Source organism: Mucilaginibacter sp. (assembly GCF_028287845.1).
GTDB lineage: Bacteria > Bacteroidota > Bacteroidia > Sphingobacteriales > Sphingobacteriaceae > Mucilaginibacter.
The window spans coordinates 1-25,023 of the sequence record NZ_JAQBOW010000041.1 but is presented as its reverse complement, the minus strand read 5'-3'; the positions used below and the strand labels follow the sequence as shown (position 1 = coordinate 25,023).

Here is a 25,023-nt window from a genome sequence, read left to right as displayed (position 1 = left end):
ATTAGTCAACAATTACACCAACATAATAATTAAAGGTATCAACCTCTAAATTATCTTTAGTAATACCGTCAATACCTACCGGGGTAAAAACCCCTTTTCCGGGTTTAATAAATTTATACTCGCCGCCTTTGATCTTAACTTTTAACGGCATATTAAATCCAAATGCATCTGCAATATATTTAGCGTTTAGTTTGCCGTTAATAGTGGCAAACTCCACTATCGGCAGATGAGGATAATGCAGGTACTGATCAAAAACAGGCAGTAAATTTATGCCGGCCTTATCGCTTATGTACCTGGTAATATCGTCATAAGTAACCGTTTGGTGATAAAAGGTTTTGTTTAAGCCACGTAATATACCGCGCCATTTTTCATCATCATTAATAATAGTTCTTATCATATTTAAAATCACAGAGCCTTTATTATACATATCGCCGGAGCCTTCCTTGTTCACGTTATATGGCCCAACTACAGGTGTTGTATTTTGTATAGATTTGCGTAAGCCATTAACATATTCCTGGCCCTTCTGTTTATCAGCTGTGTTTTCAATAAACAACGATTCAGAATAATCGGTAAAGCTTTCATGTATCCACATGTCGCCAATATCTTTGGATGTTATATTATTACCGAACCATTCGTGCCCGCTTTCGTGTACGATGATGTAATCCCAGGTTAATCCTAATCCTGTACCCGAAAGATCAATGCCACTTGGATTACCCCGGTTAGCGGCATAATAGCCATTAACGTAATGGTTGCCATAAGCCACAGCGCTTTGATGCTCCATGCCCAGGTGTGGTGTTTCAACCAGTTTATAACCATCTTCATACCACGGATACGGGCCAAACCAATACTCAAATGCTTTTAACATGCGCGGTACGTTTGCCGCAAATTGTTTTTTAGCTTTTTCAAGGTTATATTGCAGTACCCAAAAATCAGTAGTCAGCTTGCCTTTTTCGCCATTATAAACTTCAGAGAAATGCGCATAATCTGCAATGTTGGCGGCTACATCATAGTTATTTATAGGGTTAGCCACAAACCAATCAAACCGGGTATAGCCATCTTTCAGGTCGGTTACTTTACGTAAACGGCCGTTTGATACGTCTTTCAATCCCTTAGGTACGCTAATGCTTATCAGGATACTGTCAACCTCATCAGCCTGCTGGTCTTTATTGGGCCACCAGATACTTGCACCTACACCCTGGCAGGCTGTAGCCACCCATGACTTGCCCAGCGAATCCGTTTTGTAAACTACGCCACCATCCCAGGGCGCATTTTTAGCAATGGTTGGGTTGCCCGAGTAGTAAACCGTAAACTCATCTTTGCTACCCTTTGTTATGGTTTGAGGGAAGGTTACAAAAACCGCATTAAACTCGCGGGTATAGGGCAGTTCTTTTCCCTTATAAACAACTTTTTCAACCGTAAGGTTGGCAAACAGGTCAAACTGCAATTTGGTAAAATCCTGCGTAGCAGTAAACTTAAACTGGTTGCTGCCGCTGATGAATTTTTTATCGATGTCAAATTTCACATCCAGGTGATAATAATTAATATCATAGCAGGTACGCAAGGGCGTAAGATAACCGCGCAAAGAATCAGCGCGGGTAAATTTCTCCTTAGGAACCATAAGTTGGGCCCGTGTTGCAAGTGGTAATAATAAGGTGGCTAAAATAAAGAGCCTGTTTAGTTTCATTTTAATTTATTTAGATGAATGCAATTTAATATAAATTATTATGGCTCAAGTACGGTAACCTTTACGCTTGACGGCGCAGCTGCATCATGATAGATCCTGATGGTAGCTTTTTGAAAGTCCGAGTCCTTAGCTTTATAAATATCGACAAATTTTTGCGGGTTGCGGTCGCCAAGCGGGAACCACGTGTTTTGTATCTGTATCATAATGCGGTGGCCCTTTTTAAAGGTATGGCCAACATCGGGCAAATCATACTTTATATTAGTAACCTTACCCGGTACAAATGCTTCCGGGTGCTCAAACGAATTACGGAAACGGCCCCTGAATATTTCACCGCGTATAAGCATCTGGTAACCACCCATAACCGCGTTTTTGGTGTATGGGGTTGGATCGGTATTAGGGAAATCATCCGGGAAAACGTCAATCAGTTTCACTACATAATCCGCATCAGTACCTGTGGTTGACGAGAATAGGTTTGCCATAACCGGGCCGGTTAAAGTGATATCTTCTGTCAAAGCATCTGTTTGATAAGTTTTAACATCAGGCCTCCGCGATGCAAAGCGTTGATCGTCCAGCATATACTCGCGGGTACGAGCCTGCTGCACGCCATCCTGGTAAGGTACCGGTGTGGCCGGGTCGCTTACATACTCGTCAAAGCTTGTTGCAGCTTTTGGTGCGGTGAACGACAGTTTGCCGTTAGCCTGCAGGTAAATAGTTTTTTCGACCGTATTTTTTGGCGGCCATGTAGCAAACTTATGCCATTTGTTTTCGCCGCTGATAAATATAGTAGCTTCAGGCAGATCCATTTTGCCTTTATCTTTTAGGTAATAATTAAAAAATGGCAACTGCACATTTTCCTGGAACCACAAACTGGCATTCGATTCAAAATCCTGGTCGCCAAAGTAACGGCCCTCGCTGCGTTCCCAGCCACCGTGGTACCATGGCCCCAATACCAGCATGTTTTTAGCTCCGGGGTTTTGTTTTTCTATCGCTTTATAAACCTTTTGTGCGCCATAAGCATCCTCTGCATCAAAAAATCCGCCAACTGTTAATACGGCTGGCTTAATGTTGGTTAAATGGGGCAATATGCTCATCCGTTGCCAAAACGAATCGTAGTTAGGGTGGTTCATCATATCATCCCAAAACTTAACCGAGTCGCCCAGGTATTTCTTTTTAAAATTAGGCAGGGCACCCATTTCAAGGTAAAATTTATAATTGTCCTTATAAGTATTGGGTATCCCGTTCAAATAACGGGGCACTGGTTTTGGCCTCGGTACACCAAAGGCGGTCAGGAACGCAAAAGCATCCATCTCAAAAAATACACCGTTATGGTGAAAGTCGTCACCCTTGAACCATTCGGTAACCGGTGCCTGTGGCGATACTGCTTTTAAAGCCGGGTGGGCATTTGGTAAAGAAGCGGTCGAGTAAAAGCCCGGGTAGGAAATACCTTCTATACCTACACGGCCATTATTATTTGGCAGATTTTTTATCAGCCAGTCAATAGTGTCGTAAGTATCGGTACTTTCGTCGGTTTTTACGCCTGCTTTTTTAGCAACAGCATCTATTTGCGGGCGCACATTTATAAAATCGCCTTCGCTCATATATCGGCCGCGCACATCCTCATAAACAAAAATAAAACCCTCGTGGGTTAAGGCAGTATCTTGCCCTAACGAGTTTTTATAAGTAGCACCATAAGGGCCCGCGCTATAAGGCGTGCGGGTCATGAGGATAGGAAATTTCTGACTTTTGTCTTTGGGTGAATAAATGGTGCAAAACAGTTTTGCGCCATCGCGCATGGGTATCATTTGTTCTGTTTTAACGTAATGGTCTTTAACGTAGGCAGCTTCAGCTGTAGCAGCGGGAGACATTTGAGCGCTGCGCTGGGCATAAATACCGGTAAAGCACGTTACCAGGCAAATTGCGAGGAGTAGTCTTTTCATTGTTTTAAGAGATCAGTTTGAAAGGCTAATTTAATTAAACTGATGCATTTAAATAATAAGATGTAATGTTTTTTATTATTTCTGTGCGATAAGCGGTTTTTTTTATAAAAACTAAGTCAACTAATCACTAATTAACTAATCTCTAATTGCTATTTTACTTAACTTTGCGCCACAAAAAAGTACTACTATGCAATATGATGTTATCGTTATAGGTTCTGGTCCGGGTGGTTATGTAGCCGCTATACGTTGTGCCCAGCTTGGTTTAAAAACAGCTTGTATTGAAAAATACGCTACTTATGGAGGCACCTGCCTAAATGTGGGCTGTATTCCTTCAAAAGCATTATTGGATTCGTCCGAACATTTTTACAACGCCGGCCATGCTTTTGCAACACATGGCATCAACCTAAGTAATTTAAAGGTTGATATAGCCCAGATGATGAAACGCAAGGCAGATGTAGTAACTAAAAATACCGCGGGTATCAGCTTTTTATTTAAAAAGAATAAAATAGACGGTTACCAGGGCATGGGTTCTTTTAAAGATAAAAACACCATCATTATCACCAAACAAGATGGTACTACCCAGGAAATAACCGGCGCAAACATTATTATCGCTACCGGTTCAAAACCATCAAGCCTGCCATTTATTAAGATAGATAAGAAACGTATTATAACCTCTACAGAGGCATTGTCTCTTCCGGAAATACCTAAGCACCTCATATTAATTGGCGGCGGTGTTATTGGTTTAGAGCTGGGCTCTGTTTATGCACGGTTAGGTGCAAAGGTGTCTGTAATTGAATTTATGGATGGCATTATCCCAACTATGGATAAAAGCCTGGGTAAAGAATTACAAAAGGTATTACAAAAACAAGGCATGGAGTTTTACCTGGGCCATAAAGTTACCGGCGCTACGGTAAAAGGTAAAGAAGTAACCGTTACGTTCGATTCGCCGCAGGGCGAAAAGAAAGAGCTGAAAGGCGATTATTGCCTGGTAGCTGTTGGGCGTGTTGCTTATACCGATAGTTTAGGATTAGATAAAATTGGTATTACCGTTGAAGAGCGCGGCCGTAAAATTACTGTTGATGAGCATATGCAAACCAGCGTTAAAGGTGTTTATGCCATAGGCGATGTGATACGTGGCGCTATGCTTGCTCACAAAGCCGAAGATGAAGGCACTTATGTAGCCGAATCTATTGTAGGACAAAAACCACATATCAATTACAACCTGATACCGGGCGTAGTTTATACCTGGCCGGAAGTTGCGGCAGTGGGCCAAACCGAGGAGCAGTTAAAAGAAAAGGGAGTAAAATATAAAACAGGTTCGTTTCCGTTCCGTGCAAGTGGCAGGGCGGTAGCCAGTGGTGATATGGATGGTTTTGTAAAAGTATTGGCTGATGCCGCTACTGACGAAATTTTAGGCGTACACATGATTGGCCCGCGGGCCGCGGATATGATAGCTGAAGCTGTTGTAGCCATGGAGTACCGTGCCAGCGCCGAAGATATATCACGCATTAGCCACGCGCACCCAACCTATACAGAAGCCATGCGTGAGGCTTGTTTGGCCGCTACGGATAACAGGCCAATACATATTTAAATTTGTGAGCAACTTATGCTTATTAGAAACTTTGATTTTCTAATAAGCATAAGATAAGGCTTAAAATTGGTGAAAAGCGTCAGACACAAACTCCAATACTTTGGGTAATGACGCGCGCCAGTAGGTCCAGGTGTGGCCGCCGTCGCGTATCCTGAATTCATGCGGTATTTCTTTTTTGCGCATAGCGATATGTACCAGCGCATTCCCTTCATATAAAAAATCATCATCGCCATCATCAATATACCAGCGCACAGCTTTCTTTTGGCTATCGGGCATGTTGTTTACCAGCGCTAATACACTATGGCGGTTATAATAATTAGCAATGGTTGAATCGGCAAGGTTAGGATTATTTCTTCTATACGTTATGCGCGCTTCGTCCAAAGTAAATGGCCCAACGGCCGCGCTTAACGGGCATGCAGATGAGAATAATTCAGGATGATGCAAAGCATACATAAATGTGCCGCCACCACCCATAGACAAACCAGCTACCGCACGCGAGCGTTTGTCTGTTTTAGCACGATATTTCTTTTCTATAAAAGGTATCAGTTCCTGGAAGAAAAAATCTTCATAGTTCCAATCGCCCTTAATATCATTAAAATAACCACGACGACCGGTATTGCCATCAGGCATTACAATTATCATAGGTGTGGCTGTGCCATCAGCAATGGCTTTATCAGTAATATTTAACACTTCGCCAAAAGTTACCCATCCGGTTTGGTCATCGCCCGATCCATGCAATAAATATAACACGGGATAAGTGCGGTTAGATGTCTCATAATCGGGCGGTAAGTAAATGGCAAATTTGCGGTCGCTTTTTAATATTTTGCTGGGTAAGCTCAGGTTGTCAAAAACTTTACCGGTTTGCGCAAAAGTTACAAAAGGAAATAGCAATGCTATTAATACAAGTAATTTCTTCATTGTGTTTAATTGGTTAGGCCAATAGTTGAGGACATTGACCCGATAAATTTAATATAAAAAACTAAATTTAACTATGCCATCTGTCTCTATCATTAGAAATGACATTAGTGGATATTCAAAATCTCATTACCTTTACTCCTATAAATGGCTAAACAAACCGATGCACTCTATACCCGATGGCTGTACCTTTTTATAGGCATTGCGGTTGCTGTAAATTTTAGCGCGTTATTTGTCCCCATAACCGGCCCGGATGGTACATTATATGCCTCAATAGCCAAAACCATGGTGCAACGCAATAATTATGTGGAGCTGTTTGCTTATGGTAAAGATTGGCTGGATAAGCCGCATTTTCCGTTTTGGATAATCGCGTTTTTCTTTAAATGTTTCGGGTTTAAAACCTGGGCCTATAAGCTGCCAGCCATACTTTTTTTGTTGATGGGCGCGGTTTATACCTATTTGTTTGGTAAGGCATTATATAATAAACAAATTGGCTTATGGGCCGTACTGATATTGCTTACCGCGCAGCATATTGTGCTGTCTGACAATGATGTACGTGCAGAGCCTTATTTAACCGGGCTTATTATAGCTGCCGTTTATCATTTTTATAAAGCGCATACCGGCAATAATTACCGGCATTTATTATTTGGCTGCCTGTTTACTGCCTGTGCCATCATGACCAAAGGCATGTTTGCCCTAATACCAATAGGCGGGGCCATTGCCGGGCAATTTATACTAACCAAACAATGGAAACAGCTTTTTAATTTAAGATGGCTCGTTGCCGCTATATTGATACTGATCTTTATCCTGCCCGAACTTTATTGCCTTAACCAGCAATTTGACCTGCACCCCGAAAAGTTAATATTTGATAAACATAATGTATCAGGTATAAGGTTCTTTTTTTGGGATAGCCAGTTTGGCCGTTTTTTTAATACCGGCCCAATCAAAGGTAATGGCGATCCGACATTTTTTGTGCATACCACGCTATGGGCGTTTTTGCCATGGTCGTTGTTGTTATTTGCGGCTGTATTTCAGTTCATAAAAAGGGGTAGTAAACAAGTACAGACTACCGAGTGGTATTGCTTATGCGGATCATTGTTAACGTTTTTATTATTCTCTGCCTCAAAGTTTCAGTTGCCGCATTATTTAAATATTGTATATCCGTTCTTCGCTATTTTAACAGCGCAGTATTTATATAATGTGCGGCTTCCAAAAAGTGTAAAGGCTATCCGTATTACACAAACCATCATTATAATTTTGCTGTTGTTGGTGATAGGGGCGCTGCACTATTTTTATCAACCCGAAACATTTACAGTTGCCATTGGCATTTGTTTACTGATTCTGTTTATTGCATTGCTTTTTTTACCACAGGTTATAACTACAAATGTTATTAGCAGGATAATTTTACAAACGCTGTTAGCGTCATTCCTGATTAATATATATCTGAATCAGGTGTTTTATACTTCGTTATTGCATTACCAGTCGGGCAGCGAAGCCGCCGTTTGGATTAATCAGCATAATCCTCAAAAAATGCCGGTGGTACAGGTAAATGATGATTATATATCGGCGATGAACTTTTATATTGAGGGGCCAATAACAACAATTAATGCGGATGGAAATGGACATATTCCTCCACAGCCATTTATATTATATGCTACTGCTGATGGCATAAAAGACCTGTTGGCTAAAAGATGGAAGATACAGCCACTTAAAACCTTTAAGCGATACTGGATAAGCCGGTTAAAACCTTCATTTTTAAATAAGGCTACAAGAGAGAAAGAATTGACAGAAATGGAAGTAGTTATAGTAACACCAATACAATAAATTTTAGAAAGCTATTTTAAAAGTGTGAAAAGGCGCTTCAAAAGTATACTTGAGGTTATAGTTATACTGGCTGCAAATATTTTTAGCTATTGTTAATCCCAAACCGGTACCATCAGAACTTTTGCCTTTTTTAAACCTTTCAAATATCTCAGTATTATTTAGCGCGTCGTTTTCGCCGGTATTTTGAAATATGAGTTTATTGTGGGTAAGCCTTATATATATTTTACCATTTGTTTGATTGTGCTTTATGGAGTTGTTAAACAAGTTGTTAATTAATATCTCAATTAAATACCTGCTTGCAGTAATTTCCTTGTCTTCAAGCAGATGTATTAATTCAATACCCTTATTTTGGGTAAGCTCCTGGAACTGGCGTTCTTTTTCAAGTATTACATCTTTTAAGTTAAATGTAGCGTTATCCTGTATCAGGTCATTATCAATTTTAACCAGCAATAAAAGTGATTGGTTTAAGCGCGAAAGCTTATTGGTTGCTGCATATATATCGGTGATCTGGGCAAACTGCTCGGCCTTTAATTTTTCATCCTGTATTAAAGTATCCAGTTTCGAAGTAATCACCGCTATAGGGGTAAGCATTTCGTGCGATGCGTTTTCGGTAAAAGTTTTAAGATTTTGATAATCATTTTTAACCCTTGATGACATAATTATCACCGCATCATTTAATTCCTTAAATTCATCTATGTTAGTTTTACTTAAATTAAGGCCGTTGGTATCAGCAATATTAAATGATTTTAATTGCTGTAAAATATGATAAAATGGCTTCCATAAACCATTAAGCACATACTTGTTGGTTATAGCCAGTATGCCCAATAAAAATACAGTAAGCCCTAGTGTAATAATAATAATTAACTGGGTTAAGTGCTTTGAGCCTTCTTTAGATTGGGCTACAGTTAATATGTAATTTTCGCCCTTTACTGAAATTAGAGCCTTTACTGCTCTGCCGGGTTTAATCTTATATTTTATGCCCCCGTTTTCGCTGTCAGCGTCTCTTTGGGCCACATGATACGGAATATCATAAAAGCTCTTTTCAATTAATTTTTGATCTGTTTTAGTGAGGGTAGTTTGATCTCCGTTAAAATCAAGCTGTTTAGGCAGGTGCTGATTAAGATTTATATAATCTGTTATCTCATCCAGTTCTTCTGTCAGGTCGCGGTCAAGCTGTTTGTTAACAATATAATTTATTGTAGTGTAATAAATAAAACCCGCAATAAACAATACTAAAAAAGTAATGATCAACGTAGCCTTATTATATTGTGAAGCTAACTTCATGTTATAAAAATTTGTAACCTACTCCGTAAACAGATTTTATGTAATCTTTATGCGCGGCTTCCATTAATTTTTTGCGAATGTTTTTAATATGGGTATAAATAAAATCAAAACTATCAACCAAATCAATTTCATCGCCCCATAAATGTTCGGCAATGGCGTTTTTGGATATAACTTTTCCTTTATTGGCTATAAAATATAATAGCATATCATACTCTTTACGGGTAAGTATAATGTTTATTGAATTCACTTCAACCTCACGTGCAAGTAAGTTTATACTAATTAGGTCGTAGTTTAATGTGTTTGTAGTATTAAAAGCCTTTCGCCTGAAAATGGCATCTATTCTTGCTTTTAACTCGGCCAGGTGGAACGGTTTGGTCAGGTAATCATCGGCCCCAAGGTTTAACCCTTTTATTTTATTGTCTAACGAGTTTCGTGCCGAAATTATTAACACACCTTCATTTTTACCATTTGCTTTTAAATGCTCCAATAAAGTAAAACCTTCGCCATCGGGTAAACCAATATCCAGCAATATACAGTCATATTGATAAAGTGTAACTTTACTGATAGCAGCCGCCAGACTGCTGCAGCTTTCACATATAATTCCCTCAACGGTAAAATATCGTTCTATACTTTCCCTAAGACCTTGCTCGTCTTCTATTATCAGCAGCTTCAAAAAATATATTTTTTTATAAATATAGCAATTGAATTTGAGGAAAATTTGAAGTAAACATGATGATAGAAAAACTGCCCGTTAATAAATAAATTCTATTTTTGCCGCTCTATGGATATTACACTAAAAAACAAATACGACAGCATTATTTTCGACCTGGATGGTACACTTTGGGATAGCTCGGCAAATGTTGTGCTGGCCTGGCAGGGAGCCAAAGATCAGGTAGATTATGTTAAAGAAGATTTTACCCAGCCCATGATACATTCCATTACGGGAATGACTTACAAGGCTATTTTTGAAACCCTGCTTCCGTATCTTACCGACGAACAGCGCGAGGATTTTAAAGCTATAGCTTCGAAAAAGGAACTGGAAATTTTATATGAAAAAGGCGGCGAGCTTTATCACGGGTTAGAGGAAGCCCTGCAATATCTTTCAAAAAAATACAAGCTATTTATAGTTAGTAATTGCCAAAGCGGGTACATTGAGGTGTTTTTTAAAATTAGCGGTTTGGAGCATTACTTTATGGGCCACCAATGTTACGGCACTAAAAATATGCCTAAGGCCGATAATATAAGAGATATTATAACCGACCATAACCTTAGCGCCCCGGTTTATATAGGCGATACCATGGGCGATTATAATGCTGCAACCCAAGCCGGTGTGCCATTTATTTTTGCTGATTACGGGTTTGGGGTAGTTGAGAAAAATCAGGTAGCAACCATTTCTAAGTTGAGTGAGCTTACGGCATTGCTGTAGGAGAAAAGTTGTTTGATGATCTGCTCATCAAAGTCCTCTCCTTTGGAGAGGATTTAGGTGAGGCCACAAACATTTCCTGATACCTACAGTTATTTTATAAACCATATACGGTTATGAAAATTTCAAAATATCTGCACTCCTGTTTGGTGTTTGAACTAGACGGGCACAAACTATTGTTCGATCCGGGTAAGTTTACTTTTGCCGAAGGTATAGTAACGCCTGATAGGTTTGCTGATGTAAACAGCATAATTATTACCCATATACATCCCGACCATTTAGATACCGAAAATCTTAAAAAAATTACCGATCTCAGCGGCGCGCCCATCTATACCAATGCGCAAGTTGGTGAGGCCTTGCAAAAAGCCGGTATTGATCACACCGTTTGGCATGACGGTATACATTACGCAGGGCCTTTTAAATTAGAAGCAATAGCAGTTATTCATGAACCTATATTAGATAACCCGTTACCACAAATGACTGGCTTTGTTATAAATGATAAAGTGCTGCATCCGGTAGATTCAATGGAAGACGCGCTATTGAAATATAAAGGCATCGAACTATTAATAATGGTAACCATGGCGCCTTTTGCCAACGAACTGCGCATAACCGGTTTTGCCGATAAATTGCAACCCAAACAAATATTGCCCGTTCATGACGGCTACGCAAAAGAGTTCTTTATTAAACAACGGTATGAAGCCTATAAAAAGCATTTTGATAAACAAAACATAAAATTTAATGAGATATATAAGCCCGGCGACAGTATAAACATTAGCATTAATTAACTTTTGTAGTAAAATACCAAATACCAATATGGAATTTGGTTCATTTAATCGCCTTTCATGTTAAATTCCCATAAAATGAGGTGAGATTCTCACTAATCCGTCAGTTTATAGCGACAATCTTGTTACATAGCCGTAAACATAGTTGACACAATCAACTATTTTTTAAATTTGCTGCAGATAACACCCCGGTATGCTCAACACAATTTCTAAATATACCTTATCAGGTATTTTTTGTATCTTCTTCGTCAACCAGGCACAAAGCCAGCAAAAGGTACTGAGCCTTAAAGAGGCCGAACAAATTGCGCTTGCTAATTATGGCACTATAAAAGCTAAAGCAAGTCAGTTAAACGCCTCAAAAGCTTATTTAAAAGAAACACGCACCGAAGCTCTGCCCGATCTGAACGTTTCTCTGCAACAAGATTATGGTACTGTTAATGGTACAACAGGGCCATTGTTTGGGTATCATGGTTTGGCCGTATCTTCGTCTGGTCCAACTTTGCCTAATCAAAATTATAATGCTGCCTTTGGTTCGCTTTATGTAAGCAACATCAACTGGGACGTTTTTGCATTTGGTAAAGCCAGAGAAAGGGTTAAAGTACAGGGAGCTGTAGTATCCCTTAATGAAACCGATTTGGTACAGGAACAATTTCAGCACCAAATACGGGTAGCCAGTACCTATTTAAATTTATTGGTGGCCCAGCAATTAAGTAAGGCGCAAGAAGATAATCTGAATCGATCCATTCAACTACAAAAGGTTGTGATTGCCCGTGTACGTAATGGTTTAAATCCGGGTGTTGATTCCTCGCTAGCAAATGCCGAAGTATCAAACGCCAAAATTGCATTAACTAACGCGCAGCAAATTGCACAAGATCAAAGCAACCAGTTAGCGCAGTATTTAGGTATTGCACCACAAGATTTTGTGTTAGACAGTACATTTGTAAGCAACGCCCCACCAAAACCTAACGCAATCTCAACGGTAAGTATAGATGATCATCCCGAGTTGCGCTACTTTCGTAACCGTATTGGTGTAAGCGATGAGCAGGCAAAGTATTTAAGCACATTTAGCTACCCTACTTTTAGTTTGTTTGGCGTTTACCAGGGCAGGGGGTCGGGTTTTAAATCAGACTATGGCATTAACAACGTGAACGATTACAGCTCAAGTTACGGCGCCGGTGTACAGCCAACACGATATAATTATTTGTTAGGTGCTGCTGTAATCTGGAACATTACTAATCCGTTTAGGGTGCATTACCAGGTGCAATCACAAAAATATACATCAGATCAATACCGGAATGAATATGAGCTGGTTGGCCAGCAATTGCGCGACCAGCAACTGCTTGCCGAAGTCCGGATAAACAATGCCCTGAAAAACTACATTGAAGCACCGGTTGAAGTAAAAGCCGCTACAGATGCATACAATCAAAAGTTTGCTTTATATAAAAACGGTTTAGCCAACATTGTTGATTTTACGCAGGCGTTATATGTACTTAACCGGGCCGAAGTTGACAGAGACATCGTGTCAAACACTGTTTGGCAGGCGGTATTATCAAAAGCTGCTGCAACCGGAGATTTTGGTGTATTTATGAATAATTTTTAATTAAGATATAGGTATAAAAATGGGAATGATAAAAAGTGCGCTTAGGAGGCCAATTACTATACTTGTTATAGTAGCGGGATTGTTTTTCTTTGGTATCAGCGCGATAAGAAGTATTAAGATAGATATTTTCCCCGATCTTAATTTGCCTGTAATTTATATTTCGCACCCATATGGCGGTTATACACCCGACCAAATGGAAGCTTACTTTGGTAAACAGTATGTTAACTTGCTGTTATATGTATCGGGCGTAAAAAGTATCGAAACCCGTAACATAACGGGATTAACACTTATTAAGCTAACGTTTTACGAAGGTACCAATATGGCACAGGCCGCCGCGGAGGTGACGGCTTATACCAATAGGGCGCAGGCCTCGTTCCCGCCTGGTTCGCAGCCACCTTTTATATTAAGGTTTGATGCTTCTACACTTCCGGTAGGGCAACTGGTATTAACCAGCCCTACCCGAACAAATAATGAATTACTTGATCTGGCCAATATTTATGTTCGATCATCATTTACATCTATACCAGGTTTAGTTGCGCCTGCGCCGTTTGGAGGTAACCAGCGTACAGTTTTAATAAAGGTTGACCCAGAACTATTACGAGCACATAATTTAACGCCCGATCAAATAGTAGTCGCCATGCGTGATAATAACCAAAATTCACCGGCAGGTAACATACGTATAGGCGATTATAATTACCTGTCGCCGGCTAACACTACTATTAAAAATATAAAAGATTTTGGTGATATCCCTATCTATAAGAGTGGTGTACAAACCGTGTTTTTGCGCGATGTAGCGACTATTGAAGATGGTGCGGATATTACATCAAGCTACGCGTTAATTAATGGTAAGCGATCGGTTTACCTGCCTATTACCAAATCTGCTGATGCTTCTACATGGGATGTGGTACAAAATCTAAAGAAAGCAATACCACGTTTCCAGGCCTTATTGCCAGAGGATGTTAAAGTATCATACGTATTTGATCAATCTGTTTATGTTATAAATGCCGTAAAAAGTTTAGTCGAAGAGGGGGCTATAGGCGCGGTACTTACCGGCTTAATGGTTTTGATGTTTTTGGGCGATAGGCGTGGCGCGCTTATTGTAATATTAACTATACCAATAGCTATTATTGCCGGCATATTCTTCTTGTCGCTTTTCCATCAAACAATAAATATCATGACGCTAAGCGGGCTTTCGCTGGCAATTGGTATCCTGGTAGATGAGTCGACGGTGACGATTGAGAATATTCACCAGCACTTTGATATGGGTAAACCCAAGGCATTGGCCATTTGGGATGCCTGTAAGGAAATTGCGTTCCCTAAGTTGCTTATACTGTTTTGTATTCTTGCGGTATTTGCACCTGCCTTTACCATGAAGGGTATTCCGGGTGCATTGTTCCTGCCCTTGGCATTGGCAATTGGTTTTTCCATGATCACCTCCTACCTGCTTGCCCAGACCTTTGTACCGGTTATGGCCAACTGGCTAATGAAAAATGAGCATGAAGATAAAAGCCATGCAGATGGTTTTGCTTTGGATGATGAAGGTGGTGCATGGGAGCAAAAAGAACTCGCTATAAAAAATGCCACGCAAACAGATAAAAAGCTAACTCGGTTTGATAAATTCCGCATACGCTTTTTGCGTTTGATGGATAGGATGATGCCTAACCGCAAGATTATTGTAATAGTTTATGCGGTTGCAGCCTGTGGATTGGCATTCTTGTTATTAAATATTATAGGGCGTGATGTATTGCCAAAAGTAAATTCGGGCACGTTCCAGGTTCGTTTGCGCGCAGCAGACGGTACCCGCTTAGAGCGCACCGAAGCAATAACCCTTAAAGCACTGCGTATTTTGGGCGACCTTGTTGGTCGTAATAACATCGAAGTAACGTCTGCCATGGTTGGCCAGCACCCGGGGCAATTTTCAACCAGCCCTATTTATTTGTTTATGGCTGGTCCGCAGGAAGCGGTTATGCAGGTAAATTTAAAAGAAGATTATAAAGTAAACCTTGATGAACTTAAAGAGAGATTCAGGGCCGCTATGAAAAAAGAGCTGCCGGGTGTAATGCTTTCTTTTGAGCCTATTGAGCTTACCGATAAAATTCTGAGCCAGGGATCGCCAACACCGATTGAGGTAGCTATATCTGGCAAAAATAAAAAACAGAATATTACATTCGCTTTTAAAGTATTAAATAAGTTAAAGCAAATACCTTACCTGCGCGATGTGCAGATAGGACAATCTATTAAATATCCTACCATAAATATTAATATTGACAGGCAGCGCGCCGCTCAGCTTGGAGTAGGTTTAAGTGATATCTCGCGCTCATTGATTGCTGCAACCTCGTCATCCCGTTATACCGAGAAAAACGTATGGCTGGATGAAAAAGTAGGGCTTAGCTATAGCGTACAGGTAGAAGTGCCCGAATATCAAATGGCCAGCTTAAATAATATCCGTGAAATACCGGTATTAGCTAACCAGGCAAGGCCGGTATTAAGTGATGTAGCCGATATTACCCCCGGCACAACCTTCGGCGAAGATGATAATATTGGTGCTATACCTATGCTATCAGTAACCGCTAATTTAAATAATAAGGATTTAGGCACCGCGACGGACGATGTGCAAAAAGCCATCAAATCATTAGGTAAACTACCTCGTGGTTTAACGGTAGAGCCACGCGGTTTAAGCACAACGTTAACAGATACACTTGATAGTTTGCAAAATGGATTATTAGTTGCGATTATTGTGATATTTTTAATGCTTGCAGCTAATTTTCAATCATTTAAAATGTCGTTCGTGGTATTATCAACCGTGCCCGCGGTACTGTTTGGCTCGTTGTTCCTGGTAAAAATAACCGGAGCCACGTTAAACCTGCAATCATACATGGGTATGATCATGTCTGTAGGTGTATCCATATCCAACGCGGTACTATTGATAACCAACGCCGAAGAATTGCGCAAGCATAATGGCAATGCCCTAAAATCTGCACGTGAGGCTGTTGCTTTACGTTTAAGGCCCGTATTAATGACCAGCTTAGCCATGGTTGTAGGTATGATACCAATGGCATCAGGTTTAGGCGAGGGCGGCGATCAGACATCACCATTAGGTCGTGCCGTTATTGGTGGATTATTAGCCTCTACTTTTGCAGCCTTATTAATATTACCACTGGTTTTTGCATGGGTACAAGGTAATACTACCACCGATTCTGTTTCCTTGGATCCCGAAGATAAAGAAAGTAAATTTTATGTACCCCAGCACCATCATGAACATATTGAAACATAAACCAACAACAGCTATAGCCGTATTGGCTGTAAGCGTAAGCTTATTACTGGGCGCCTGCCATTCGGAAGAAAAAGGCACAGAAGAGGCAAAACAACAAAAAGAACAGCAAGACGCGGTTGATTTTCCTTCCGTTAATGTAGGATCAGTTGAAAAAGGAAAACTAAGCCCGAGCATTGCTGTACCGGGCGAGTTATTGCCTTATCAACAGGTTGATTTGTATGCCAAATTAAATAGCTATGTTAAAACGCTAATGGTTGATATTGGCTCGCAAGTGCATACAGGGCAATTGTTGGTGACTTTAGAGGCTCCCGAGATCAATTCGCAGTTAACAGCGGCGCAATCAAGAATAAAGCAACAGGAAGCGGTATACATTGCCAGTAAGGCAACTTATGATCGTTTATTAAGTACCAGCCAAATTCCAGGTACAGTTTCACAAAACGATTTGGAACAGGCTGATGCTAAAAGAAAATCGGATTTTTCAAACTTAGAAGCTGTAAAATCAGCATACAAAGAAGTATCATCCAATTTAGCGTATTTACAAATACGCGCGCCATTTAATGGGGTAATAACAACACGTAATATAAATTTAGGTGCTTATGTTGGTCCGGGTGGTAAAAGTTCTGATCCATTGTTTGTTTTGCAAGATCAAAACCGCCTGCGTTTGGTAGTATCAGTACCCGAAGCTTATGTAGGTGGTTTAACCAATAAAAGCGAAGTTAAATTTACCGTACGCGAATTGCCCGGCGAAAAATTTACTGCTAAGATTGCCCGCTTAGCCGGCGCGCTTGACGACAAGCTGCGTTCTGAACGTGTGGAAATGGATGTTTATAATAAAGGAAATAAACTATTGCCACACATGTATGCCGATGTTAACGTACCGCTGCCATCTCATGATAGTACCCTTATTGTACCGAAAAGCGCGGTAGTATCATCAACCGAAAAAGTGTTTGTGGTAAGGGTTACCAATCATCATGCCGAGTGGGTTGATGTGAAAAAAGGCTTTCAATCAGGCGATAAAATGGAAGTTTACGGTAATTTGAAAGCCGGCGATAAAGTAGTTAAAAATGCTACTGACGAGATAAGAGACGGCCAGCAGTTGAAGGATAATTAATAACCATATCATTTTGCGAGTATTCACCAGGGCGCACCCAGGGGTGGGTACTCGCAATTGTTGAAAGAGGCTACGGGTTCCCGCCCCAGCATACTAATAGCGATATATTCTTTTATTGTCTCGCCATTGCCTTGCTCTACATTTTGCAGGAAACGGGCCATGTCTTTATTGCAATTGTTTTAAAATACTAACCCCCAATACGTCGGTACTTGGGCTGGCATTTGATAAGATAATAACGGCAATATTTTTCTCTATGTTATAGGCAAGGAAACTGCTGCTGCCATATGTGCCGCCATTATGAAAATAGTAGCTAACCCCATTCACTTCAATTATATGCCAGGCCAGGCCCAGTTTTGTATCCGTATTAAAGGTGATCTGGTGTGTTAGCTCAAAAGCTTTGGATAGTTTACTGTCGCTTTTTGTCATATTGGCCTTTGCGTATAATAAAAGGTCATTAACCGTTGATCTTAATGACCCGGCAGGAGCCAGTGCGTCAAAATCCCAGGCAGGGGTTTGTTGCCCGTTATCGTCATAAACCGTAGTAAAGCGTGTGGATATCATGGGGGTCAAATGCTGTACCGTGCTTTTCATTTGTAAAGGGGAGCAAATAATTTCCCAAACCAATTGTTCAAAGCTTTTACCGCCTACCTGTTCTAAAATAGTGCCCAGCAATCCTGCCGCTAAATTAGAGTAAGCATATTGTTCGCCGGGCCTGCTGTTTAACGTGCACTTTTTCAGGTAGGCAAACAGCAACTGCTTATTATAGTTTTTATAGGGATTTAACTTATTGTAGGGCCGTTGTGCCGAAAAGTTATCGGGCAAGCTTGGTAGGCCTGATGTATGATTGCTTAAATTTAGCAAAGTGATGTTTTTAAGCTCGGGGTTGCGGGCTACAGAATCTGGCAAAAATTTGGTTATGGGGTCGGTTAAACTTATCTTTCCCTCATTTACATAATAAGCTAATAGGGTAGAAGTGAATGTTTTGGTAATGGAGCCTATCTCGAATATAGTATTTGTAGTAGGCAGGCGTTTATTGCCCCTTGTCGTTTCCCCATAATTATAGGTGCTAACTTTTCCATCTTTAATAATGCCGATACTTAAGCCAACGGTATTTACTTTTTGAATATACTTTCTGGCCTCTGCATTAATTTTTTTATCTATGGCTGACTTTAAAGAGTTGGAGGTAGCAACCTGTTCGAGCTTGGTGGCCGATTCATCTTTGTAGGGTTGAAACAAGAACAATTCTATTTTATCGTCCTGGTCAAGGTTCATGAGTAGCTGCATAGTTACTGCATCAAATTGTAGTTTGTAAGTGGCCGTTTTGTTATTTACAAAGCTTAGCAGCGAATCTTTTTTTATTTCGCCCAATGGGAACAACTGCTCCGAACAAACATCCCTAAATGCAGCCATGCTTAATGCTTTCCTGAAATTTGCGCCCGTTAAAGCGTATATCCCATCGGCATCTTTTAATTTGAAGTGTTCTTTAACCAGTGTTAATACCGAATCTGTTTTTTGCAGCCGCAGGTTTTGGGCAGACATATTTAAAGATGCAAATAGCCCAAACACAATAAATACTAAACTGCGTATAGGTTTCATACCGTTCAAATTATGTCGTTTGTCCGGCCAGTAAATATAACACTGCCATACGTATTGCAACGCCATTTTCTACCTGGTCTAATATGATAGATTGCTTGCTGTCGGCAACATCGCTGGTAATTTCCACACCACGGTTAATGGGGCCGGGGTGCATTACGGTTATCTCTTTATCTAACGAGTCGAGTATTTGTTTATTTAAGCCGTACAGCATGGTATATTCACGCAGGGATGGAAAATACTTAATGTCCTGCCTTTCTAACTGTATACGCAGCATATTGGCTACATCGCACCAGTTAAGGGCTTTTATAAGGTTATTTTCAACCTTAACACCTAATGCGCTGATATATTTGGGGATAAGCGTAGTTGGCCCGCAAACCATAACTTCGGCACCTAATTGTTTAAGGCATAAAATATTTGAGAGGGCAACGCGCGAGTGCAAAATATCGCCTACAATAACAACTTTTTTTCCGGCAACATCTCCATGTTTTTCGCGTATAGAAAAAGCGTCGAGCAAAGCTTGTGTTGGGTGTTCGTGAGCGCCGTCGCCGGCATTTACTATCTGGGCCTTTACATGTTTAGATAAAAAAGTTGCCGCGCCTGCATACGGATGGCGCATTACCACCATGTCTACCTTCATGGCCAGTATATTGTTTACGGTATCTATTAGTGTCTCGCCTTTACTTACTGATGATGAAGACGCGGCAAAATTTACCACATCGGCTGATAAGCGTTTTTCGGCAAGCTCAAATGATAAGCGGGTGCGGGTAGAATTTTCAAAAAATATATTGGCAATGGTTACATCACGCAGGGAAGGGACTTTTTTTATTGGCCGGTTTAATACCGTTTTAAAGTTATCGGCAGTTTCAAAGATCAATTGAAGATCAGCCGCGTTCAAATCCTTTATTCCTAATAAATGTCGTGTGCTTAGTCCTGCCATTATTTAACTTCCGATAATAAAACTATTTTATCTTCTCCATCTGTTTCTTTCCAGCTAACTACCACCTTTTGCGATGCAATGGAATCAACCTCTATGCCTACATAGTCGGCAGCTACCGGTATGTGGCGCGAGTAACGTCTGTCAACCAGTGTTAATAGTTCTACCTTTTCGGGCCTTCCAAAAGCAAGCATGGCGTCCATTGCTGCGCGTATGGTGCGGCCTGTCCACAACACATCGTCCATCATAATTACTTTTTTGCCTTCAATAATAAAATCTATCTTAGTTTGATTGGGTACCAGCGGCGATTCGCGCCTGCGGAAATCATCCCTGTAAAAGGTAATATCAAGGTCGCCTTGTTCAATGGTATTATCCGGTAATATTTTGCGAAGTTCTTCGGCTACACGCTTTGCTAAGTATATACCCCGGGGTTGGATGCCTATCAATACAGATCCCGAAAAATCATTATGATTTTCAATCAACTGACGACATAAACGTTGTATGGTGATTTGAAATTTTTGACCGTCGAGCAGCGTAAGATTTTGCATCGTTTGGGTGGATTTGGGCAAAGGTAATAATTTTAGTGATTAGTTGAGTAGTCATTCGATATTAGTTTATAAAGAATATAAAGTAATACTTCTTCTGAGAATATTTCATAAATTTATAATTCTTCTTACCTTATTAACCAATAGCATTGTGCCCGTACGTAACCGTTTTTACGAAAATTTATTGCAATTTTTGTTTGGATCAATACTTGTATTATTTATTGGCAATGTAATTATTAAACTTATCGGTCTTTTAATTATCTGTATTTTTTAAAAATATAGCAGTTAAGAAGATTATACTATGAGCTTATACCTATTTACATAACCCCTGCTATGCCTAAATCTATATATATACTATTATTGTTTTTATTGTTAAGCTTTACGGCCTCTTCGCAGCAATCAATATCGGTTCTACGCTCTCGTCTTCGTACAGAATCAGAGCCGGCAAAGATCAATACCTATCTGGAGATAAGTAAAATTTATGCAGCAGATCAGCCGGATTCTGCAGTGCATTATTGTAACCAGGCTATGAAACTGGCCGAGAACCTGGGCGACCGCAATAGCCAGGGCCTGTTACTTATTGAATTGGGCCGCATTAATATTTTGCACCATCACGAAGAATTGGCCAGGAGGTTTATTAATGAAGCACTATCCATATTCCGTAACCTGCATCAGCCTGAAGGTATAACCCTTGCTTATGACCAATTAGGATTGCTTGACGGGCAACAAAAAAATATAAGCGCTGCTACAGAAGACTTTGGCAGATCGATGGAGTTTTATAGAGATAGCCACGATAGTTTGGGCATATTGGAAACTTATAACGGGCTGGGAAAAGTATATGAGGAAAAAGGAGATATAGAAAAGGCACTTACTTATTACCTGCGGATATTGGTACAATATGAACAGCGGAAACTAAAACCGGAAGCTTATTTTATATTGTTAGATCGTATTGGCCATTTGTATTTGAAAAAAGGCGACAGCCATACTGCGCTCAAATATTTAGAAGAAGGCATTCGAAATAGCAACACATCTTCTGAACGTGATACACAGATCACCATGCTAAATGAAGAAGGGAAGATATACGAGCAGGATGGACAAAAAACTCATGCATTAACTTACTACAAACAAGCACTATCAGAAGCGAAAAAATTTAACCGGCCGGAAGAACAGGCACAGGCATTGATAAATATTGCAGGGGTATTAAAAAAGGAAAATTCAACCCAAAGTTTAAATGACCTGAAACGGGCTCTTAAGATAGCCGATAGCCTTAGGCAACCCCGTTTGGAAGCTACCATTTATGCGGCTCTGGCCGGTGTATATCAACAGGAAAAGGATTACAAAGAAGCTATGGTGGCCCTGGAAGAGAATCATCGCTTACTGGATAGTTTGCTGGGTGCTGATACCACCAAAGAAATTGCAGCTATAGATAGCAGCTATGCTTTAGAAAGTTCAAGGGAAAAGATTGGCCATTTGCAAAAGGTTACAAAAGCAGAAAAGAAAGAGCTGGATATGGGCCTGGTGATATTGATAGCTATCTTAGCGTTATTAGTACTTGCCTATTTGTATTTGATAAAGATACAGCGGTTAAATAAAGAGCTTAAAGCAGCGAATCATGTTAAGGATGTCCTGTTTTCTGTAATAGGGCATGATTTAAAGGGCCCGGCGGGAAGTGCGGCACAACTCTTTGCATTAATGGAAACAGAGGATTTTACTGAAGCGGAATTAAAGAGCATGATCTCTGATCTGCGCAAACAAACCGAAGCATCATTTGAGTTGCTGCAAACTTTGTTTGAGTGGGGAAGGGCCCAGTTGCAGGGAATTAAAGTACAGCCTGAAATGTTGGATGCAAAATCTATAATCTCTAAGAATATTTATTTGCTTTCAAGACAAGCAGGGTTAAAAAATATTATTGTAAGTGATCATGTGCCCGAAAAAACCGAAATTATCGGCGACCTGAATCATTTTGATTTTATTATTCGCAACCTGATATCCAACGCTATTAAATTCACTTACGAAAGCGGACATATAGATCTGGATGCACAAAAGGCTAATGGTGAAGTAATTTTTTCTGTTAAAGATACAGGTACAGGTATAGTACCAGATCAACAAAAACTTTTTTTAAAATCAAACCTCCAGGTCTCTTACGGTACCAAAGGCGAAAAAGGAAGTGGCCTTGGCTTGAGCCTTATCAAAGAGTTTCTTGAGGCAAATAATGGCCGTATATGGCTGGAAAGCACGCCCGGAAAAGGTACTACCTTTTATTTTTCTTTCCCGGGGGCAAAGCAATAACGTTAATTCTTCTTACTGTTATTTCGTGCGTTAAATCAGGTAATATTTGAAGGATGAATACAAAAGGAACGTTGTTAGTCTAAATAAAAAAATACCCGTGTTGTTTTCGAGCGATAGCGGAAATCATTGCCGAGGATAATGTATTAGTCTAACAAAAAAGCCCTACCGATTACTCGATAGGGCCTTACAAAATATTTGGTTAAAGCTTATTTAGCTTCTTCTTCAGATTTTTTAGCGGCTGCGGCTGCTTTTTTAACAGCGGCTTTGCTTTCTGCACCTTCCATTTGTTCTTTCAATTGGGCCAGTACACTTAAATCACCTAAAGTTGATTTTTCAACCGATTCTTTCACTTTCTTAACCGCGTTGTTAGCAGATTTTGCTTCTTTTTTACGGTTTTCAAATTCCTGTACACGAGCATCGGCACGAGCTTCTTCCCATATACGTGAGTGTGAAATAACTATACGTTTGTTTTCCTTGTTAAATTCAATGATCTTGAACTCAGCAACTTCTTCGCCTTTCAGGCTCTTGCCATCTTCTTTAACCAGGTGTTTGGTTGGCACAAAGCCTTCAACACCGTAAGGTAAAGCAACTATAGCACCTTTATCAGTTACTTTTAACACGGTACCTTCATGTATTGAATCAATAGTGAAGATGGTTTCAAAAGTATCCCAAGGGTTTTCTTCCAGTTGTTTGTGGCCAAGGCTTAATTTGCGGTTATCAACATCAAGCTCTAAAACAATCACGTTTAATTTTTCACCAACTTTAGTGAATTCATTAGGATGATTGATTTTTTTAGACCATGAAAGGTCAGAGATGTGAATTAATCCGTCAATGCCGTCTTCAAGTTCAACAAATACACCAAAGTTGGTCATGTTTTTAACTGTAGCTACGTGTTGTGTACTAACAGCATAACGTTCGGCAGCATTTTGCCAAGGATCAGGGGTTAATTGTTTGATGCCTAATGACATTTTACGCTCATCACGATCTAATGTCAATACTTGTGCTTCAATTTCGTCGCCAACTTTCAGGAATTCCTGAGGGTTACGCAGGTTTTGAGACCATGACATTTCTGACACGTGAATCAAACCTTCAACACCCGGGATGATTTCTAAGAAAGCACCATAATCAGCAACGGTAACTATGCGGCCTTTAACTTTAGAACCAATTTGTAGTCCTTCGTCAAGGCTTTGCCAAGGATGAGGAGTTAATTGTTTCAAGCCAAGAGCGATACGTTTTTTCTCGTCATCAAAATCCAAAACAACAACGTTGATTTTTTGATCCAATGCCAAAACTTCTCTTGGATGCTCAATACGGCCCCATGAAATATCTGTAATGTGTAATAAGCCGTCAACACCACCAAGGTCAATAAATACACCAAAGTCGGTAATGTTTTTAACTGTGCCTTCCAATATCTGGCCTTTTTCAAGTTTGGCAACAATTTCGGTTTTTTGGTTTTCCAAATCGTCTTCAATAAGCACTTTGTGCGATACCACAACGTTTTTAAATTCGTGGTTTATTTTAACAACTTTAAATTCCATTGTTTTGCCCACATAAACGTCATAATCCCTAATAGGTTTAATGTCGATCTGTGAACCTGGTAAAAAGGCTTCAACGCCCATTATGTCTACAATAAGACCACCTTTAGTTCTGCTCTTAACAAAGCCGGTGATGATCTCATCATTATCCAGTGCAGAATTAATTTTTTCCCATGATTTTTGTGTTTTTGCGCGTTTACGTGAAAGTACCAACTGTCCGTTAGCATCTTCTTGTGATTCAACAAATACATCAACTGTGTCACCGATCTTCAGATCAGGTGTATCACGGAATTCAGAAACAGATACCAAACCATCAGATTTAAATCCAACGTTTAATACTACATCCTTGTTGTTAACATTTACAACAGTACCTGTGATAATTTCGCCCTTGGTGATTGAACTGAAAGTTCCATCATACAATTTCTCCATTTTTTCACGCTCGCTGTCGCTGTAGTTACCAAATTTTTTGTCGTCAGCATCCCAGTCAAAATCTTCGCGGGGTGCAACTGCAATTTGAGATTTGATCTCTTCGATTGATATTGAATCAGCCTCTGACTCAATAGTTTCTTTTTCGCCGGTTACTGTAACTGTGTCCAGTTCAGCTTCCTTAGCTTTTAATTCTTTTTCTGCTTCTTGTTTTTTTGCCATTAAATAATTTATCTCCTTTTCCCAATTTGTTAATTGGGACTGCAAAGGTAG

Annotated in this window: 17 protein-coding genes; 8 read left to right on the top strand and 9 right to left on the bottom strand. The window is 40.1% G+C overall.

Annotated elements, in window-relative coordinates; all coding sequences use genetic code 11:
• Position 1: 1 nt before the first annotated feature.
• The gene (locus tag JWP71_RS03810; RefSeq protein ID WP_299497326.1) at positions 2-1,684 is read right to left on the bottom strand and encodes a M1 family metallopeptidase; all 1,683 of its coding nucleotides are present in this window, start codon (positions 1,682-1,684) and stop codon (positions 2-4) included.
• Between the two features lie 38 nt (positions 1,685-1,722).
• On the bottom strand, positions 1,723-3,621 hold the full coding sequence (locus JWP71_RS03805) for a CocE/NonD family hydrolase (RefSeq protein WP_299497323.1): 1,899 nt from the start codon (positions 3,619-3,621) through the stop codon (positions 1,723-1,725).
• A gap of 187 nt (positions 3,622-3,808) precedes the next feature.
• On the opposite strand from JWP71_RS03805, the gene lpdA reads away from it, so the two are divergent.
• Complete coding sequence (lpdA, locus tag JWP71_RS03800; protein WP_299497321.1) at positions 3,809-5,212, top strand: dihydrolipoyl dehydrogenase; 1,404 nt, start codon at positions 3,809-3,811, stop codon at positions 5,210-5,212.
• Between the two features lie 60 nt (positions 5,213-5,272).
• On the opposite strand, the gene JWP71_RS03795 is transcribed toward lpdA, so the two are convergent.
• Positions 5,273-6,130: an alpha/beta hydrolase-fold protein gene (locus JWP71_RS03795; protein WP_299497319.1), complete on the bottom strand. Its 858-nt coding sequence runs from the start codon at positions 6,128-6,130 to the stop codon at positions 5,273-5,275.
• A gap of 144 nt (positions 6,131-6,274) precedes the next feature.
• Here JWP71_RS03795 and JWP71_RS03790 point away from each other — a divergent pair, with 144 nt between their 5' ends.
• Positions 6,275-7,951 carry a glycosyltransferase family 39 protein gene (locus JWP71_RS03790; RefSeq protein WP_299497317.1) on the top strand — a complete coding sequence of 559 codons (1,677 nt, stop codon included), beginning with the start codon at positions 6,275-6,277 and terminating at the stop codon, positions 7,949-7,951.
• A 3-nt stretch (positions 7,952-7,954) separates the two neighbouring features.
• Here the strand turns inward: JWP71_RS03790 and JWP71_RS03785 are convergent, their stop codons facing one another.
• Both JWP71_RS03785 and JWP71_RS03780 read right to left on the bottom strand, forming a co-directional pair.
• Positions 7,955-9,235, bottom strand: coding sequence for a HAMP domain-containing sensor histidine kinase (locus JWP71_RS03785; RefSeq protein WP_299497314.1), 1,281 nt, complete (start codon positions 9,233-9,235; stop codon positions 7,955-7,957).
• A 1-nt stretch (position 9,236) separates the two neighbouring features.
• Positions 9,237-9,908, bottom strand: coding sequence for a response regulator transcription factor (locus tag JWP71_RS03780; RefSeq protein WP_299497311.1), 672 nt, complete (start codon positions 9,906-9,908; stop codon positions 9,237-9,239).
• Positions 9,909-10,016: 108 nt separating this feature from the next.
• Between JWP71_RS03780 and JWP71_RS03775 the strand changes: the two genes are divergently transcribed.
• The 5 genes from JWP71_RS03775 (at position 10,017) to JWP71_RS03755 (ending at position 17,425) form a co-directional block, all read left to right on the top strand.
• Positions 10,017-10,661: an HAD family hydrolase gene (locus JWP71_RS03775; RefSeq protein ID WP_299497309.1), complete on the top strand. Its 645-nt coding sequence runs from the start codon at positions 10,017-10,019 to the stop codon at positions 10,659-10,661.
• A 113-nt stretch (positions 10,662-10,774) separates the two neighbouring features.
• A complete protein-coding gene (locus tag JWP71_RS03770) occupies positions 10,775-11,443 on the top strand; it encodes an MBL fold metallo-hydrolase (protein WP_299497307.1) in 669 nt (222 codons plus the stop codon).
• 190 nt (positions 11,444-11,633) lie between these two features.
• Entirely contained in the window at positions 11,634-13,040 is a 1,407-nt protein-coding gene (locus tag JWP71_RS03765; protein WP_299497305.1) for a TolC family protein, read from the top strand.
• 19 nt (positions 13,041-13,059) lie between these two features.
• Complete coding sequence (locus JWP71_RS03760) at positions 13,060-16,314, top strand: efflux RND transporter permease subunit (RefSeq protein WP_299497303.1); 3,255 nt, start codon at positions 13,060-13,062, stop codon at positions 16,312-16,314.
• Positions 16,295-17,425 (top strand): efflux RND transporter periplasmic adaptor subunit, encoded by a 1,131-nt coding sequence (locus JWP71_RS03755; RefSeq protein WP_299497301.1) that lies wholly within the window; start codon positions 16,295-16,297, stop codon positions 17,423-17,425. The genes JWP71_RS03760 and JWP71_RS03755 overlap by 20 nt, the downstream gene beginning before the upstream one ends.
• 165 nt (positions 17,426-17,590) lie before the next feature.
• On the opposite strand, the gene JWP71_RS03750 is transcribed toward JWP71_RS03755, so the two are convergent.
• Genes JWP71_RS03750 through pyrR form a run of 3 tightly spaced genes read right to left on the bottom strand, consistent with a single transcriptional unit; the run spans position 17,591 to position 20,503 of the window.
• A complete protein-coding gene (locus tag JWP71_RS03750) occupies positions 17,591-19,021 on the bottom strand; it encodes a serine hydrolase domain-containing protein (protein ID WP_299497299.1) in 1,431 nt (476 codons plus the stop codon).
• 10 nt (positions 19,022-19,031) lie between these two features.
• Positions 19,032-19,958: an aspartate carbamoyltransferase catalytic subunit gene (locus JWP71_RS03745; protein ID WP_299497296.1), complete on the bottom strand. Its 927-nt coding sequence runs from the start codon at positions 19,956-19,958 to the stop codon at positions 19,032-19,034.
• Positions 19,958-20,503, bottom strand: coding sequence for a bifunctional pyr operon transcriptional regulator/uracil phosphoribosyltransferase PyrR (pyrR, locus tag JWP71_RS03740; RefSeq protein ID WP_299497371.1), 546 nt, complete (start codon positions 20,501-20,503; stop codon positions 19,958-19,960). The genes JWP71_RS03745 and pyrR overlap by 1 nt, the downstream gene beginning before the upstream one ends.
• Before the next feature lie 330 nt (positions 20,504-20,833).
• Here pyrR and JWP71_RS03735 point away from each other — a divergent pair, with 330 nt between their 5' ends.
• Positions 20,834-22,789, top strand: a complete 1,956-nt coding sequence (locus JWP71_RS03735) for a tetratricopeptide repeat-containing sensor histidine kinase (RefSeq protein WP_299497294.1) — start codon at positions 20,834-20,836, stop codon at positions 22,787-22,789.
• Positions 22,790-22,995: 206 nt separating this feature from the next.
• Here JWP71_RS03735 and rpsA read toward each other — a convergent pair whose 3' ends face one another.
• A complete protein-coding gene (gene rpsA / locus JWP71_RS03730) occupies positions 22,996-24,972 on the bottom strand; it encodes a 30S ribosomal protein S1 (protein ID WP_299497369.1) in 1,977 nt (658 codons plus the stop codon).
• Between the last annotated feature and the right edge of the window lie 51 nt (positions 24,973-25,023).

Bases quoted from the DNA above. Each gene is read 5' to 3' on its own strand.
- JWP71_RS03810 (WP_299497326.1), bottom strand. From the start codon at position 1,684: ATGAAACTAAACAGGCTCTTTATTTTAGCCACCTTATTATTACCACTT.
- JWP71_RS03805 (WP_299497323.1), bottom strand. From the start codon at position 3,621: ATGAAAAGACTACTCCTCGCAATTTGCCTGGTAACGTGCTTTACCGGT.
- lpdA (WP_299497321.1), top strand. From the start codon at position 3,809: ATGCAATATGATGTTATCGTTATAGGTTCTGGTCCGGGTGGTTATGTA.
- JWP71_RS03795 (WP_299497319.1), bottom strand. From the start codon at position 6,130: ATGAAGAAATTACTTGTATTAATAGCATTGCTATTTCCTTTTGTAACT.
- JWP71_RS03790 (WP_299497317.1), top strand. From the start codon at position 6,275: ATGGCTAAACAAACCGATGCACTCTATACCCGATGGCTGTACCTTTTT.
- JWP71_RS03785 (WP_299497314.1), bottom strand. From the start codon at position 9,235: ATGAAGTTAGCTTCACAATATAATAAGGCTACGTTGATCATTACTTTT.
- JWP71_RS03775 (WP_299497309.1), top strand. From the start codon at position 10,017: ATGGATATTACACTAAAAAACAAATACGACAGCATTATTTTCGACCTG.
- JWP71_RS03770 (WP_299497307.1), top strand. From the start codon at position 10,775: ATGAAAATTTCAAAATATCTGCACTCCTGTTTGGTGTTTGAACTAGAC.
- JWP71_RS03765 (WP_299497305.1), top strand. From the start codon at position 11,634: ATGCTCAACACAATTTCTAAATATACCTTATCAGGTATTTTTTGTATC.
- JWP71_RS03760 (WP_299497303.1), top strand. From the start codon at position 13,060: ATGGGAATGATAAAAAGTGCGCTTAGGAGGCCAATTACTATACTTGTT.
- JWP71_RS03755 (WP_299497301.1), top strand. From the start codon at position 16,295: ATGAACATATTGAAACATAAACCAACAACAGCTATAGCCGTATTGGCT.
- JWP71_RS03750 (WP_299497299.1), bottom strand. From the start codon at position 19,021: ATGAAACCTATACGCAGTTTAGTATTTATTGTGTTTGGGCTATTTGCA.
- JWP71_RS03745 (WP_299497296.1), bottom strand. From the start codon at position 19,958: ATGGCAGGACTAAGCACACGACATTTATTAGGAATAAAGGATTTGAAC.
- pyrR (WP_299497371.1), bottom strand. From the start codon at position 20,503: ATGCAAAATCTTACGCTGCTCGACGGTCAAAAATTTCAAATCACCATA.
- JWP71_RS03735 (WP_299497294.1), top strand. From the start codon at position 20,834: ATGCCTAAATCTATATATATACTATTATTGTTTTTATTGTTAAGCTTT.
- rpsA (WP_299497369.1), bottom strand. From the start codon at position 24,972: ATGGCAAAAAAACAAGAAGCAGAAAAAGAATTAAAAGCTAAGGAAGCT.